Raw genomic sequence first — 16,002 nt, 5'->3', positions numbered from 1 at the left:
TTCGATGACGACTATAGCATGGACGGGAACCGAGCTTGCGAGCAGCCCGATCGGGCTGGGAGGGGCGAATCTGGGAAGCACGATCTCGAAGGAGGACTCGTTCCGCCTGATGGACGAGTATGTGGAGCTGGGCGGCAACATGGTGGATACCGCGCAAGTGTACGCCAACTGGCTGCCGGACGTCGAACGAAGCATCAGCGAGACGACGATCGGAGAGTGGATGAAGCGAAGGGGCAATCGGGACCGGTTGCTGGTCACGACGAAGGGCGCCCACCCCTTGTTCGAATCCATGTCCGTCTCGCGAATGTCGGAAAGCGATCTGCGCGAGGATGTGGAAGGGAGCCTTCGGCGTCTGCAGGTGGACGTCATCGACATGTATTGGCTTCACCGCGACGATGCAAGCCGCGATGCGGGCGAGATCGTCGAGAGAATGAACGGCTTCATCCGAGAGGGCAAGATTCGTTATTACGGCTGCTCGAATTGGACGGCCGAGCGAATCGGAACCGCTCAACGATATGCCGCCGAGCATCGCCTTCAAGGCTTCTCCGGCAATCAAATGATGTGGAGCCTGCCTCTGGCGGATCGTTCCGGGTTCCAAGACCCGACCCTGGTTCCAATGGATAGGGAGACCTATGAATGGCATCGGCAAACGAAGCTGACGGCGGTTCCTTATTCTTCTCAAGCCCAAGGCGTATTTACCAAGTGGGAAAGAGGAACGCACGCTTGGGACGACGAGCGGATCGCCGGCCAATACCGATCGCAAGCCAACGTGGAGAGGTTCCAGCGGGCTCGGAAGCTGGCCGAGGAACTTGGCGTTCCCGTCAGCCGGTTGGTTCTCGCCTATCTGACAAGCCAGCCGTTTCCCACCGTTCCAATCGTCGGATGCAACAGCTCGGAGCAGCTGAGAGACAGCATGAGCGCGGCGGAGCTGCGGTTAACGCCCGATCAGCTGGGGTATCTGGCTAACGGGGAGCATTGAAACGGCGGCATCGGGGAGTAATCCCGGTGCCGCCGTTTCTTTCTTTTGGATCGGTTAGAAGCGAATGCTGTAACCCGATAGATTCGGGTTACAGGCGCCGCGAAGGGTTGTTCGAAGTGAGAGGAACAATGAAACACTGGCTTGCCACTGTGATCGCTTCCTTCACCGTTCCAGTACTCTTCGATAGATAGCCAAATACCGCTGCGCCATGATCGCGGAGGTGAAGTGATTCTCTACGTATGCTCGGAGAGCTTCCGGCGAAGGATATTCCGCGCGGACGATCTTGCGGGCCATCTCCGCCGCGGATCGGCAGACCAGCTCGGGGAAGCCGCCCATGACCTCGGGGACCGCCCCGTTCGGGAAGCAGAGCACCGGGGTGCCGCATGCCATCGCCTCGATCATGACGAGGCCGAACGGCTCCTCGCACAGCGTCGGGAAGAGGAGGCATTCGGCATTTCGGAAGAGCTCCAGCCGGTACGTGCCGCCGACCTCGCCGACATATTCCATGTTCGGGTTGCGCTGAAGCACGGGCAGGATCTCGTTGCGGTAATAGTTCATGTCGTAGAGAGGCCCCGCGAGCAGCAGCCTGCGGCCCGTCCGTTCCGCGGCCTCGAGCGCGTGGTGGACTCCCTTGTAAGGCAGGATAGCGCCCAGGTAGAGCAAATAATCCTCTTTCTCGGCCTTGATCGGATAGTCGGCCGGGTCGATTCCGTTATAGACGAATTCGCCTTCGCCCTTCCCGTAGAGCTCCATCTGCCTGCGGCTGAGGTATACCGGAGTCTGGACCGGGTTATAAAGCGGGTTATGGATGGAGCTGACGGTCGGCGTGCTCGGATACTCCCGGCCCACGACCGAGAGGTTGGTATGATCATGGATAACGTCCACCTCGCGAGGGAGCGTGCGGCGGATCAGATCGGGGATTCGGGACATGTCGTAGCCGTCATGCTCGAAGGGAATGACCGTGGCGTTCGCCCGGCTCCCTCGCGGGGCATACAAATAGATCTCATGGCCAAGGCGGGCGAGCTCTTCGGTCAGCGTATAGACGACCCTCTCGATTCCCCCGTACTTGGGAGGCGGCAGCGGAAAATAATCCGGAGCGACGAGAGCGATCCCCAAGCTGGACGGATTGCGCGAGCTGCGGCTGTAGCCGGGCGGACGAAGCGGCACGAAGTGCCGTTCCGTCCGGAAGGGGAGCTCCCGATCCACCACCTCGCTCGTATCGTATCCATGGCCGGATAGCTCTTGGCCGGTCATGGGAATGTTCCATTTTCTCGCGAGCCGCTCTGCATTGGCCGAGATATCCGCGTCGTTCGCGAACGTCTTCGAATGGAAAGTTCGGCTACCATAGTGGTGGATGTACACGTCGCTGGCGGCCCAGAGAAGGCTTCCGCTGATCCTAGTCCGCAAGCAGAAGTCGTCGTCCTCGTAATTGCCGGGGAAGAACGACTCGTCCAAGCCGCCGATCCGGTCGATAAGGCTGCGGCGGAAGAGCATGCAGAAGCCGATCAGCTTATAGGGATAGAAGCCTTGCTCGCGATGCCGCTCGGCCCAATCCTTCGCGAAGGCGTGCATCTCTTCCATGTTGGAGTAGGGGACGGCGTTCACTCGCTGCGCGCCCGCGACGTAATTCGTTCGGGGGCCGACGATGCCGATTCCGGGATACTTGTCCAGCCAGGCATGCAGCCGGGTCAGCCAGCCGTCCGTCACGACGGTGTCGTTGTTCAAGAGACAGAGATACTCTCCTTCGGCAATCGCCATCCCTTGGTTGCATCCGGCGGCGAAGCCCAGGTTGGAACGATTCCGAATCAGCTTGGATCCGGGAACCCCAAGCAAGTAATCGGCGGTGCCGTCGGCGGAGCCATTGTCCACGAATATAAGCTCGTACGATTCGGGCGTATGCTTTATGATGCTCTCTACGCATTCCCGAGTGAGAGCGATCTCGTTATGGGTCAGAATGATAATTGAGACAAGCGGCGGCATTACGGAACCCTCCTCTGGTCAACAAGGTACGCAACCGTTCGGATCATCTTATTCTGTCGATACGGCTAGAGACAGGGGCATCCGGCGAAAAGGGGGAAGAGCAGGGCTGAAATTGCATTTTTACCCTTGACCACACAGGATGGCGGTGAGATAATGTACGCGCGTACATTAAGGATAAAAAGGAATATACACGAGGTGAGACGGTTTAACGATGGCATCGCGCAAAGAAGTAGCCGACATGGCCGGCGTATCCGAAGCGACGGTGTCTCGGGTGCTGAACAACGTCGGTCCCATTAAGGAAGAGACCAGGCGCAAGGTACTGGAAGCGGCGGAGCGGCTGGGGTACCATCTGAACGCGATCGCCTCCAGCTTCGCCAAGGGCAAAAGCGGGAATATCGGCGTCGTGCTGCCCCATGTTCCGAAGGTCAGGCTATTCTCGACCTTCTACTTCTCCGAGATTCTAAGCGGCATCGGGGAAGCCATACATTCGTCGGGCATGGGCCTGCTCCTGTTATACCGGGAGCCAGGCGCGGATTACGACTACCTCTCCCTATTCCGCACGTCGAGAATCGACGCTTGTCTGGTATTGGGGGCGACCTCCTTGCCGCAAGACGAGCAGTCGATCGCCCGAATGGCGGATGCGGGGGTGCCGTTCTATGTGGTCGACCAGAGATATGACAAGAGCCGGATCCCTTCCGTGCTGGCGGATCATGTTCAAGGAAGCTACCTGGCGACGAAGCATTTGGTGGATCAAGGGCATCGGGCCATCGGTTTCTTGAACGGTTCCTCCTTCTATTCGAACAGCCTGGATCGGCTCGAAGGCTATCGCCGAGCGCTTCGCGAGTGCGGAATCCCGTACGACGGAGACTTGCTCTTCGAAGGGAATTACAGCCGCAAGAGCGGCTTCGAAGCGACGGAGTCCATCCTTAGGAACCTGGATCGGCTTGACGCCGTAGCCTGCTCGAACGACCGCATGGCGATCGGCTTGATTCAAGGCTTGAAAGAAGCGGGAATCGGCGTGCCGGAACGGCTGCCCGTCATCGGGTACGACGATTCCGACGCGGCGGCTCTGATCGATCCCGCTTTGTCGACGATACGCGTACCCTTCTACGAGATGGGGAAGCTGGCGGCGGAACGCTTGCTCGGCGAGCTGTCTTCCGGAGCCGAAAGAGAGGAACCGGACAATGGAGTTGGCGTCCGCAATCGGAACGAGGTCCTGCCGACCTCGATTATCATTCGAAAGTCAAGCATAACGGAGAAGGAGAGCTAGAGACATGAAGAAAGCATTGCTCGTATGGGGCGGATGGGACGGCCATCAGCCGAAGGAAGTCGCGGAGCTGTTTCGCTCCATCCTGGTTAAGGAGAACTTCGAAGTCGAAGTGTCGGACACGTTGGAAGCGTTCGCAGACGCCGAGAAACTGAAGGCACTCGATCTGATCGTGCCGATCTGGACGATGGGGAAGATCGAGCAGCAGCTCGTGAATAACGTTTCGGAAGCGGTTCAAGCCGGGGTCGGCCTCGCGGGCTGCCACGGCGGCATGTGCGACGCCTTCCGGGAGAACGTGGACTGGCAGTTCATGACGGGCGGCCAATGGGTCGCGCATCCGGGCAACGACGGGGTGGAATACACCGTCAATATCAAGGCCGGCTCCAGTCCTCTGACGGAAGGGATCGAGGACTTCGAAGTGAAGAGCGAGCAGTATTATCTGCATGTCGATCCGGCGATCGAAGTGCTGGCGACGACGCGGTTCCCGCTCGTTGCCGGCCCTCATTCATCGAACAAAGCCGTCGACATGCCGGTCGTTTGGACGAAGCGCTGGGGCCTCGGACGGGTCTATTACAATTCGCTCGGTCATCATGCGGACATCATGGAGATTCCGACCGTCGCCGAGCTGATGCGCAGAGGCTTCCTCTGGTGCGCCGAAGGCAAGGGACTGGCGGAAGGGCGTTCGGTGGAAGGCGCGTACACGGGCATGGCGGACAACCAACTTTAATCGAGAGGCGAGGGGACAGAACATGGGGAAAATCAAAGTCGGCATCATCGGAACGGGCAACATCAGCGGAATTTACTTGCAGAACGGCGGCCGCTTCGACTCGATGGAGATCGTCGCCTGCGCGGACTTGGACGTCGAACGAGCCAAGGCAAGAGCCGCGGAGCATGGCATTCGAGGCTGCAGCGTCGAAGAACTGCTGGCGGCTGACGATATCGAGATGGTCATCAATCTGACCATTCCTCAGGCGCATGCCGCCGTCTGCATTCAAGCGCTGGAGGCGGGCAAGCACGTTTACGTGGAGAAGCCGCTGTCGGTCACCCGCGAGCAAGCGCAGCGAATTCTCGAGACGGCCGAACGCCAAGGGCTTCGGATCGGCGGCGCTCCGGACACGTTCCTCGGCGGCGGCATTCAGACGTGCATCGGCTTGATCAATGAGGGGGCGATCGGCACTCCGATCGGCGCGACGGCGTTCATGATGAGCGGCGGCCACGAGAGCTGGCATCCGGACCCGGCCTTCTATTACAAAGCGGGCGGCGGCCCAATGTTCGATATGGGCCCGTACTACCTGACCGCGCTCGTGTCCATGCTGGGACCGATCGCACGGGTAACCGGTTCCGCGCGCAAGTCCTTCGCGGAGAGAACGATTACGAGCAAACCGAAGGCAGGCGAGAAGATTGCGGTCGAGGTGCCGACTCACGTCGCGGGCGTCCTGGACTTCGCGAACGGACCGATCGGCACGATCCTGACCAGCTTCGATACGAAGGGCGGCTCGACGCTCCCATGGATCGAAGTTTACGGCAGCGAAGGCTCGCTTCTCGTTCCGGACCCGAATAATTTCGGCGGAACGGTCAAGTTGCGCAAGGCCGGCCAGCAGGAATGGACCGCCGTTCCGCTTACGCATGCCAACACGGAGAACGCTCGCGGCATCGGCGCGGCGGACATGGCGCGGGCCATCGCGAACGGAAGGGCGCATCGGGCGAGCGGCGATCTGGCTTATCACGTCCTGGAAGCGATGGAGGGCATCCACGAAGCCTCCGCGTCCGGCGCCCACTACGTCATGAAGAGCTCCTGCGAGCGTCCGGCTCCGATTCCGGCGGGGATGTCGGATTACGAATTGGACCAATAACGCTCGATAAAGGTCTTTAACGATCAGCAGCGTGTCTCGTCCATGCGTTGACTTGCGGCGGCGGCGAATGGGATAATCAGATCTTAAGCCCATGCAGTCATCGAAGGGGAGATACCATGCGGAAGTGGAGAATAACGGGCTTGGCGCTGGCGGTCGGCTTGCTGTTAAGCGGCTGCTCCGCCGGGGAGATCACGGGCAAGTCGAATTCGAGCGCAGCCGTCATCGGCGAGAATCAAGTGGAATGGGCATTCACCAAGGCCGATCAGCATCCGGAAGAGAAGCTCGTCTCATTGATCGGAGAAGCGAAGGAGACGCTCGATATCGCCATCTATAGCCTGACTTATCCGGACATCGTGCAAGCGATCAAGGATGCGGCGAAGCGGGGCGTGAAGGTGCGCCTGATCACCGACAAGATCCAATCGGGCGGCAAGACGCAGAAGGAAGCGCTGAAGCTGCTCGGGAGCGCGGGAATTCCGATGAAGATCAATTCCCATAGCGGACTCATGCATCTGAAGATGACCCTTGTAGACGGGAAAGCCGCCACGACAGGTTCCTTCAATTATTCCAAATCCGCGAGCACGACGAACGACGAGGTTTTCGTGATTTTCCGCAATGCCGATATCGCTCGTTCCTTCGAGGAGCAATTCGAAGCGATGTGGACGGACGAGAAGGGCTTCGAGACGATAACGCCGACGATTGCGATGGACGATTCGGCGGGATCCGGGAGCGCCGGCGAGGAGAAGGAGGAAGGCTCGGACGAGTCCGCGGCCGAATCCGCTGCTCCCGCTGCCTGCGCGAATCCGGAGATCAAGGGGAACATCAATTCCAAGGGAGACAAGATCTATCACGTCCCCGGCGGAGCCCAGTACGAGCAGACGAAGGCCGAGCGGATGTTCTGCACCGAGCGGGAAGCGGAGTCGGCCGGCTTCCGCAAAGCCCAGAAGTAATGCGACCATCCAGGGAGAGCGCCTATTCGTTAGGCGCTCTATTTACCGTTCGCGACGGAATTCCTTTGCATTTTCGTCCGTTTCGTAGTATCGTATCGTTAGCCTAACTATAGGATTTTAAATAATTTTTCAACAAACAAACGCCTTATTTTATGAAGCGTTAGCCTCTTACGATGACAACATAGCAGAGAAGCGGGTGCAAGAATGAAAACAATTCTGTTGAATGGAACATGGCAAGCAACGAATGGCAGGACGGGCGAACGGTATCCGGCACAGGTGCCGGGCTTCATTCAGAAGGATCTGATGGAGCAGGGCGTTCTGCCTAACGAATACGACACTCTGTTCGAGCCGAAGATCGAATGGGTCGAGCACGACGATTGGACTTATGCCCATACGTTCGAACTGAGCGAAGAGCAGCTTGCTTCCGAAGCGCTCGAGATGGTGTTCGAAGGCGTCGATACGTTCGCGGAGATCGAACTGAACGGCAAGGTTATCGGCCATACCGAGAACATGTTCATGTCCTATCGCTTCGATGTGAAGGGCGTGGCCAAGGCTCGGAACGAGCTCGTCGTTCGCATCTCTTCCCCGACCGAGACGCTCAAGGAGAAGGAGAAGGCGTTCGGCGAAGACCTGTTCCTCTGGAACGGTATCTCCCCGCGCCTGTTCGGACGCAAAGCTCAGTACGGCTACGGCTGGGACTGGGGCGCTCGCGTGGCGACGGTCGGCATTCATAAGGCCGTCAAGGTGGATGGCTACGAGCAGCTCCGCGGCGAGCATCTGAGCTACCGCCTTACGAGCATCTCCCAAGACAAGGCCATCGTAAACGCGCACCACAAGATCGTTAACGTTCGCGGCTCCGCCTTCGAAGCGGAAGTGACGTATACGGTCTATGACGGAGAGCAAGCGGTCGCGGTCAGAAAAGAAACCGTCAGCGTGGCGCCGGGCGAGCGGGTTTACGAGACTTCCCTGGAGATCGCGAATCCGAAGCGCTGGTATCCATTGGGGCATGGCGAAGCGCATCTGTATCGCCTGGCCGTGGAAGTGAAGGCGAAGGACGCTTCCTACGAATTGGAATGCTCCGTCGGCTTGCGCGAAGTGAAGATCAAGATGCCGTACGACGACCAAGGCCGCAAGTTCCTCATCGAAGTGAACGGCGTCGCCATCCTGTGCAAGGGCGTCAACTGGATTCCGCTCAAGCTGTGGCCGAACCTGGATACCGCCGAAGAATACCGTCAGGAGATCGAAGACATCGCGGCGGCGAACATGAACATGATTCGCGTCTGGGGCGGCGGCACCTACGAGAACCATGACTTCTTCGCGGAATGCGACCGTCTGGGCATCATGGTATGGCAGGACTTCATGTTCGCGTGCGGCGACTATCCGGATGACGACGAGTTCTCCGAGCTTGTGCGCAAGGAAGCGGACTTCGTCCTCGACGAGTTCGGCTCCCACCCGAGCATCGTGCTCTGGTGCGGCAACAACGAGAACATGTTCTTCATCGAACGCAGCCGCAAGAAGCGCAAGCACGGCTTCGGCGAGAAGCTGTACTTCGACGTGCTGAAGGAAGTGTGCCGCAAGGACACGCTTCGTCCGTACTGGCCGACCAGTCCGTACATGCTGACGTTCGACGACTCGCGCTATGAAGGCGACTACGGCGACCTGCACTCCTGGTACGTCTGGGGTCAGACCCATCCTTACGAGGAGTATCGCGAAGTCAACGGCCGCTTCCTCTCCGAGTTCGGCATGCAGTCTTATCCATCGACGAAGGTGATGGACGCCGTCGACGCGGAAGCCGATCTGCGCGATCCGAAGTTCGACGCGATGCAGAAGGCGCCGAACGGCATCCAGCGCTTGTTCTACTACACCGTCGGCGACTATCGCCTGCCGGCGACCAAGGAGCAGTTCGTCTACGTGAACCAGCTCCTGCAAGCGAACGCGCTTCGCTACGGCGTCGAGCACTGGGTATCCCGCATGCCGGACACGTCCGGCGCGCTCATCTGGCAGTGGAGCGACCTGTGGCCGTCGATCAGCTGGGCGCTCGTCGACTACGGCAAGGTGAAGAAGCCTTCGTACTACTACATGAAGAGAACGTTCCAAGCGCCGAACGTCGTCGCGAAGATCACTCCGGGGCAAGCGGAAGCTTCGCTGCACCTGATCCACGACAACGGCGACTTCGAAGGCCGAGTGACGGTCGAATTCTACGATCTGGCGACGGACAAGGTCGTCAAGACCGAGGAGCGCGGCGTCAAGGCGTTCGGCCACCAGTCGACCGAGCTCGAGAAGCTGAACGTCGGCGGCTTCGACGCAGCGCAGACGATCGTGTTCGTCAACCTGCTGTCGAGCGGCGGAGAGCGCCTGGCGCGTCAAGCGTACACGCTCGGCAAGCCGCATCAGCTGAAGCTGAAGCCGGCGGAGCTAAGCGTAACGACGAAGCCGATGGATAACGGCGACACGCTGATCGCGATCTCGACGGATACATTCGCCAAGGACGCGGGCCTGTTGAACGTGGTCGGCACGCTGTCCGACAACTACTTCGACCTCGTCGCGGGCGAGACGCGCGAGATCGTCCTGAAGGGCGCGCTGCCGGAAGGCTTCGCGATCGAAGCGGCAAGCCTCAACGGCGTGAAGACGATCAGCTACGTGTAAAATTTAGATTGTCATTCGCCAAACGGCGTATTACACTGAGAACAATTGAATATTCGCGGGAGCTTGCAGAAGCAGGCTGAGAGTACGGCTGATCCGTCGTAGACCGTTTAAACCTGTTGGATAATGCCATCGTAGGAAGAATGCGTATTTTTTTCGCGTGCTTTTTAGCGTCTTACCCTGTCCAATTCCCGGGGTAAGGCGCTTTTTTGCGCGATCGGGACCGTCATCCTGGCGCCGTGCGCGGCGCCCTCATCCTCGCCATGCCTTGTTGACGAATATTCAATTCAATCTCAAGGATAAGGAAGGCGAATCGAATGAAAAATCAAACGGTTGCTAGCTTGCTGCAAGAGGTGCGGGAGCGCAATCCGCTCATCCACAACATCATGAACGTCGTCGTCACGAACTTCACGGCGAACGGGCTTCTGGCCTTGGGCGCTTCGCCCGTCATGGCCTATGCCAAGCAGGAGGTCGCCGACATCGCGGCGATCGCCGGGGCGCTCGTCCTGAACATCGGAACGTTGAACGAGGTCGAGGTCGAAGCGATGAAGCTCGCCGGCCGCGCAGCGAACGCTAGCGGCGTTCCGATCGTGCTCGATCCGGTCGGGGCGGGAGCGTCCGCTTACCGGACAGAGACGGCGAGAAGCCTGCTGGCCGAGCTGAAGATCGCGATCGTTCGGGGCAACGCCGCTGAGGTATCGAACGTTATCGGGCAGGAATGGGCCATTCGCGGCGTCGACGCCGGAGCGGGCGGCGGCGACGTCGGCTCGCTGGCTCGGGAGGCCGCTAGGAAACTTGGCTGCGTCGTCGTCATCACGGGAGCGACCGACTTCGTCTCGGACGGAGAGAGAACATACGGCGTGCGCAACGGCGACGCGATCCTTACCCGGGTGACCGGGACGGGCTGCCTGCTCACATCGGTCGTCGGCGCATTCGCCGCCGTGGAATCGGATCCTCTCTTCGCGTCCGTCGCGGCGGTCGCCGCATATGGAGTGGCGGCCGAGCTGGCGGCCGAGAGCACGAGGGAGCAGGGTCCGGGAAGCTTCCAGATCGCGTTCCTGAACAAGCTGTCGAGCGTCTCGGCGGACGATATCGCGCGGCTAGGCCAAGTGGAGGCGATCGAAGGATGAAGATCGCGAGAGCGCTCACGATCGCGGGATCGGACAGCGGCGGCGGAGCGGGCATCCAAGCGGACCTCAAGACGTTCCAGGAGCTGCGGGTGTTCGGCATGTCCGCCCTTACGGCCGTGACGTCCCAGAACACGATCGGCGTGCGAGACATCTACCCGCTGCCGGCGGAAGCCGTTCGCTCCCAGATCGCGGCGGTCGGCGACGATCTGGGGGCTGACGCCGTGAAGACCGGGATGCTGTTCAGCGGCGAGATCATCGCTGCCGTCGCGGAAGAGATTCGCCGGCAAGGCTGGAGCCGGGTCGTCGTCGATCCGGTCATGATCGCGAAGGGCGGATCCGCCTTGCTTCAGGAGCAGGCCGTTCAAGCGTTGAAGCGGGAGCTGCTGCCGCTCGCCATCGTCGTCACGCCGAACGTGCCGGAGGCCGAGAAGCTGACGGGCCTGGCAATCGGCGGCATGGACTCGCGCCGGGAAGCGGCGCGTCGGCTGGCCGACCTCGGCGTCCGGCATGTCGTGCTTAAGGGAGGGCATGACGAGTCGAAGGCAGGACGCTCCGTCGACCTGCTGTACGACGGAACCGGCTTCTTCGAGTTCGAAGGCCTTCGGGTGACGACCCGCCACACGCACGGCACCGGCTGCACGTTCGCGGCCGCCTTGACGGCGGAGCTCGCCAAGGGAAGCTCGGTTCCGCAGGCGGTCGAAGTCGCCAAGGCGTTCATTCAAGCCGCCATCGAGCAGTCGCTGGAGCTCGGTCAAGGGCATGGGCCAACGAATCACTGGGCATACGGCGATAGGAGGAGGACGGCACGATGACGAGCGGCTGGAACGAGGAGAACGTGCGCCGCGCGCTGCGCGCCTACTTCATAATGGGCAGTAACAATGTCCCGGCAGGGGGCAAGCCGGAGGAGATTCTGCAAGAAGCGATTCGCGGAGGAGCGACGATGTTCCAATTCCGGGAGAAGGGGACGGGCGCTCTTCAAGGCGCCGAGCGAACGGAACTTGCCTGGAAGCTGCGGCTCCTATGCCGGGAGAAGGGGGTCCCGTTCCTCGTGAACGACGACGTCGTCCTGGCGCTCGAAGTGGACGCCGACGGCGTACATGTCGGCCAGGAGGACGAGCTCGCTTCCTCCGTCCGGGCGAGGATCGGGAGCAGGCTGCTCGGCGTATCCGCTTATGACGAGAGAGAAGCCGAAGCGGCTGTCCGCGCGGGAGCCGATTATCTGGGCGTCGGTCCGCTCTACGCCACCCGAACGAAGGAGGACGCCAAAGCGGCTTCCGGGCCGCAAGCGATTCGCCGGATGAGGGAGAACGGCATCCGGCTGCCGATCGTCGGCATCGGGGGCATCTCGGAAGCGAACGCCGGCGAGGTCGTGCAAGCCGGGGCCGACGGGGTATCCGTCATCACGGCCATCTCGATGGCTCCATCTCCGCGTCTAGCGGCACACCGTTTGAGCGAGGCGGTGGAAGCGGCCTTAAGAGGCGAAACCGCCGCCAGCGCGCCGGTTTCCGGCGAGAAGGGAAGCGAAGCCGATGGACGATAAGCTTCAGGTCGAACAGAAGGTAGGAGGCGGTCAGGGACTGCTGCTAGGCCTTCAACACGTCTTCGTCTCGAACGTCTGGCTGGACCCGCTCTTCATCGCGGCGATGATCGGGATGGCTCCGCTTGCCGCATCGAACCTCATCAACGCCGTCTTCGCGGCGGCGGGCTTCGTGACGCTGCTGCAGGCGACTCGGCTTGCCAGGCTGCCGATCGTGCAGGGGCCGTCCGCTTCCTTCGACGCCCTCATGATCTCGACGGCGAAGACGCAGGGGATGGCCGCCGCCTCCGGAGGCATTCTCGTCAGCGCGGCCGTCGCGCTGCTGCTCTCCATTACGGGAGTCATCGGCAAGCTCGGCAGGTGGTTCACGCCCGCCGTATCCGGCACGGTTATCTGCATCGTCGGCATCGTTCTCTCCCAGTTCACGCTGCTCGAATTTCTCGGCGGCGGCGAGGGAGACGCCGCGTATCTGGCACCGCAGACGCTGACGCTGTCGATCGGGACGGCTCTCGTCGTCTTGGCTCTGTCCTTGTTCGGCCGAGGGCTGTGGCGAAGGTTCGCCTTCCTCTTCGGCCTGCTCGCCGGCGACATGGCGGCATCGCTGCTGGTCGGGCTCGATTGGGGCAGCGTGCGCGAAGCGGACTGGTTCGGCTGGCCGGAGCTTCTGCCTTACGGAGGATTGGAGTGGCACGGCGCCGTCATCCTGGCATTCATGGTTGCCTACTTAGCCGCGATCATGGAAGCGATGGGCGTCTATCAAGCCGCCGCGGAAATCGCGGATATCAAGCTCGACGACCGAACGCTGCGGCGCGGCTTCGCCGGGGAAGCTTCCGGCTCGCTGTTGTCCGCGGTAATAGGCGGCCTGCCGACCACCGCATACGCGCAGAACGTGGGCTTGCTCCGGCTTACCCGCTCGGGGTCCCGCTACCCGATCATCTGGGCGGGCGGCTTGCTTCTCGTGCTGGGCTTCGTTCCGAAAGCGGGAGCGCTTCTGGCGCTGACGCCGGGAGCCGTGATCGGAGGGCTGTTCCTGCCCGCCGCGGCCGGGCTGTTCACCTCGGGCATCTCCCTGCTGATGAGAATGGAGAAGACCGAGGCCAACTTCACGGTCGTCGGCGTCTCGGTCCTCTTGGCGGTCGCGCTGCCCGGCAACCTGTCCGGTCTGTCCGGCTTCTGGGGGACTCTGTTCTCCAATTCGATTCTGGTCGGGGCACTCAGCGTCCTGCTTCTGCAAGGAGCGCTCGTGCAGCTTCCTCGCCGCTTCGGCCGTTCTTACTCGCCGTCTTCCGGCGAGCGCAAAAGCAGCACGCCGAACCCTTCCAGCTCGACCTCTCCTTGAAGCACTTGCCCGCTAAGCAGCTCCTCCGTCGGACGGAGGAACGTCAGCTTGGCGGGCTTTTCCTCGTAGTTGAGCAAGAAGGCCGTCGCGGGAGCTCCAGGCCGGCCATCCGAGTCGTTGCCATTCGCCTCGGCAGAGCCGCGTATCGCCAGCTCGACGCTCTCCGGAAGCTTCATCCATCCGTTCGCGGGAGAGCGCAGGCCGAGCAGCTCGATGATCCTTGCCGCCGCCTGCTCGTGGAAAACCGCGCCGTAATACCAAGCCTCGCCCGCGCCGAAGCGGTTGCGGGTGACGGCGGGCTTGCCGGCGTAATAATCCGACGCGTAGACGGCCATCACTTCGGCGGTGTCCGACTCTACCGCAAGCACGTCGTTAAATCGCAGGGCGGGGATTCGCGAGCCCGGATCGCCGTTCCACGTCAGGAACGTCGGGGCGCGTGTTCCCTTAACCATCGTGAATTCCTCCACGGAGATGCCGCACAGCTTGGCCGCTTTGCCCGGGAACGGCTCCATGTAGCAATGGCCTCGCTCATCCTTGTACCCCGTTCGGCAGCCGAAGATGACGACGCCGCCTTCCGCAACGTATTGCTCCAGCAGCTCCGCGGTCTCCCGGCGCATGATCGCCGGATGAGGATAGACGAGCATGCGATAACGGCGAAGATCGTCCAGCCGCGTCGTCTCGCGCAGGTAGAGGACGTCGCTTGGAAGGTGCCGGCGGGTCAGCGCCTTGAACCAGGCGGTGCCGCTCTCCCAACCGAACGGTCCGTGCCAGACGTCGTATTCGCCGTCCCATTCGTTCTCGTAATCCCGAACGATCGCGATCTCCGCTTGAAAACGGCTTCCTAGGAAACGCTTGCCTACCCGCGACAATTCCTCGCCGACTTGCGCCGCTTCCCGAACGCGGCGGTTCGGCCGGTTATGATAGTCGTTGATGCCATGCCAGTAGATCTCATTGCCGAAGACGGCCGTTCTCCAGCGGAAGTAGAGCAGCATGTCGGCTCCATGGGCGATCGATTGATACGTCCACAGCCGCATCTGGCCCGGCTTTGGGGAAGGCATGTCCATCCGGTTCACCCAACCTCCGGGACCGGACTGCTGCTCCATGACGCAGAAGTTGGGGGAGATCGAGCGCACGGCGCTCAGGTTCAGGCTCCAGCTTCGATCGAGCAGCGGAGACTCCTCTTGCTCGCGTTCGGTGATCGTCGAGAACTGAGGGTAGGAATCATAGCTGAAGAAATCCAGCAGCTCGTCCGTCATCCGGTGGCTGTCCAGATGGCCGAACAGGCCGTTTGTCGTCACGAACTGCTTCGGCGCCAGCTCGCGCAGGATGTCGGCTTGAACCTTGGCGAAGGAGATCGCGTTGTCGGAGATGAACCGTTTCTCGTCCAGCAGCTGGTGAGGGTTCGGCTGCCGGGGAGAAGGAGTCGGCCGCGTCAGGTGAACCTGTTCCCAGCCGGAATAGGTCTGGTTCCAGAAGACGGCTCCCCACGCTTCGTTCAGACGGTCAAGGGATCCGTATTTCTCCTGCAGCCAGCTTCGGAAAGCCAGATGATCCGCCTCGGAGTAGAACTCCGAGATCTCGCAGTTGAACTCGTTGTCGATCTGCCAGCCGATGACGGCGGGATGATCCTTGTAGTGCAGAGCCATCTCGCGGGTGATCCGGGAGCAGAGCTCCCGATACTTCGGGCTGCTGTAGTTGTAATGTCGCCTTAACCCGTGCTGCAGCACGACGCCTTCGAAGGTGACGTTCAGCACCTCGGGATATTTAGCCGTCAGCCACGCCGGCGGGGTCGCCGTTGGCGTCCCGAGAATGACCTTGAGTCCATGCCTATGCGCCGCGTCCATCGCCCGATCGAAGAGGCCGAACCGGAAGCTTCCTTCCTCCGGTTCGAATATCGACCAAGCGAACTCCGCCATCCTCACGACGGAGAAGTTCATTTCCCGCATTCTCCGAAAGTCATCGTCCCACATGGTCTCGTTCCATTGCTCGGGATAATAACAAACGCCCAACAAGAACCGATCTTCCTCCAGCCTCATCGCCATCTTCGGACTCCCCTTTTGCCGCACGGAATAGTTGCCCAATACCTTCCTTAATTGTAGAACCGCCGCTTCGCGTTGTATATAACCTTCACGTGACGTCTTGACCGAAATCGTGATGCCGGTCATGGACGGAGAGAAGCTGACCCCCGGCACAGGGCCATTTCATCAGCCGATGTCGGCTGACGAGATGGCCCTTCTCTTCTGCGGCCCTATGAAAACGCTACCCTGTAAGAGGAGCCTATGATATGATTTCAGAGACAAACGAAATCCTGGGCAGAGGAAGGGATT

The 16,002-nt window shown here is 60.9% G+C and carries 12 protein-coding genes and 1 riboswitch; of the genes, 10 read left to right on the top strand and 2 right to left on the bottom strand.

Annotated features, from left to right (window positions below; all coding sequences use genetic code 11):
- Nucleotides 1–4 precede the first annotated feature (4 nt).
- Nucleotides 5–979, top strand: a complete 975-nt coding sequence (locus ELR57_RS04720) for an aldo/keto reductase (protein ID WP_126957744.1) — start codon at nucleotides 5–7, stop codon at nucleotides 977–979.
- 162 nt (nucleotides 980–1,141) lie between these two features.
- Here ELR57_RS04720 and ELR57_RS04715 read toward each other — a convergent pair whose 3' ends face one another.
- Nucleotides 1,142–2,959 carry a glycosyltransferase gene (locus ELR57_RS04715; RefSeq protein WP_126957742.1) on the bottom strand — a complete coding sequence of 606 codons (1,818 nt, stop codon included), beginning with the start codon at nucleotides 2,957–2,959 and terminating at the stop codon, nucleotides 1,142–1,144.
- A gap of 211 nt (nucleotides 2,960–3,170) precedes the next feature.
- Here ELR57_RS04715 and ELR57_RS04710 point away from each other — a divergent pair, with 211 nt between their 5' ends.
- From ELR57_RS04710 to ELR57_RS04670, 9 genes are all read left to right on the top strand, one after another.
- Nucleotides 3,171–4,229 carry a LacI family DNA-binding transcriptional regulator gene (locus ELR57_RS04710; RefSeq protein WP_126957740.1) on the top strand — a complete coding sequence of 353 codons (1,059 nt, stop codon included), beginning with the start codon at nucleotides 3,171–3,173 and terminating at the stop codon, nucleotides 4,227–4,229.
- A gap of 4 nt (nucleotides 4,230–4,233) precedes the next feature.
- A complete protein-coding gene (locus tag ELR57_RS04705) occupies nucleotides 4,234–4,953 on the top strand; it encodes a ThuA domain-containing protein (protein ID WP_126957738.1) in 720 nt (239 codons plus the stop codon).
- Between the two features lie 22 nt (nucleotides 4,954–4,975).
- The gene (locus ELR57_RS04700) at nucleotides 4,976–6,079 is read left to right on the top strand and encodes a Gfo/Idh/MocA family protein (protein WP_126957736.1); all 1,104 of its coding nucleotides are present in this window, start codon (nucleotides 4,976–4,978) and stop codon (nucleotides 6,077–6,079) included.
- A 116-nt stretch (nucleotides 6,080–6,195) separates the two neighbouring features.
- Nucleotides 6,196–7,026: a phospholipase D family nuclease gene (locus tag ELR57_RS04695; RefSeq protein ID WP_126957734.1), complete on the top strand. Its 831-nt coding sequence runs from the start codon at nucleotides 6,196–6,198 to the stop codon at nucleotides 7,024–7,026.
- Nucleotides 7,027–7,230: 204 nt separating this feature from the next.
- Complete coding sequence (locus tag ELR57_RS04690) at nucleotides 7,231–9,672, top strand: glycoside hydrolase family 2 protein (protein ID WP_126957732.1); 2,442 nt, start codon at nucleotides 7,231–7,233, stop codon at nucleotides 9,670–9,672.
- A 45-nt stretch (nucleotides 9,673–9,717) separates the two neighbouring features.
- Nucleotides 9,718–9,827: riboswitch (TPP riboswitch) on the top strand.
- Between the two features lie 159 nt (nucleotides 9,828–9,986).
- Nucleotides 9,987–10,799 carry a hydroxyethylthiazole kinase gene (gene thiM, locus ELR57_RS04685; RefSeq protein WP_126957730.1) on the top strand — a complete coding sequence of 271 codons (813 nt, stop codon included), beginning with the start codon at nucleotides 9,987–9,989 and terminating at the stop codon, nucleotides 10,797–10,799.
- Complete coding sequence (thiD, locus tag ELR57_RS04680; RefSeq protein WP_126957728.1) at nucleotides 10,796–11,611, top strand: bifunctional hydroxymethylpyrimidine kinase/phosphomethylpyrimidine kinase; 816 nt, start codon at nucleotides 10,796–10,798, stop codon at nucleotides 11,609–11,611. The genes thiM and thiD overlap by 4 nt, the downstream gene beginning before the upstream one ends.
- Nucleotides 11,608–12,339, top strand: coding sequence for a thiamine phosphate synthase (thiE, locus tag ELR57_RS04675; RefSeq protein ID WP_126957726.1), 732 nt, complete (start codon nucleotides 11,608–11,610; stop codon nucleotides 12,337–12,339). Before thiD ends, thiE begins: the two co-directional genes overlap by 4 nt.
- Entirely contained in the window at nucleotides 12,329–13,675 is a 1,347-nt protein-coding gene (locus tag ELR57_RS04670; protein ID WP_126957724.1) for a uracil-xanthine permease family protein, read from the top strand. Before thiE ends, ELR57_RS04670 begins: the two co-directional genes overlap by 11 nt.
- Here the strand turns inward: ELR57_RS04670 and ELR57_RS04665 are convergent.
- Complete coding sequence (locus ELR57_RS04665; protein ID WP_126957722.1) at nucleotides 13,609–15,717, bottom strand: beta-galactosidase; 2,109 nt, start codon at nucleotides 15,715–15,717, stop codon at nucleotides 13,609–13,611. The two genes, ELR57_RS04670 and ELR57_RS04665, sit on opposite strands and share 67 nt — an antisense overlap.
- Between the last annotated feature and the right edge of the window lie 285 nt (nucleotides 15,718–16,002).

Source organism: Cohnella sp. AR92 (assembly GCF_003990975.1).
In the GTDB taxonomy this organism is placed as follows: Bacteria; Bacillota; Bacilli; order Paenibacillales; family Paenibacillaceae; genus Cohnella.
Note: the sequence above shows the minus strand (reverse complement) of the source record. Positions and strands in the feature narration are given on the sequence as shown.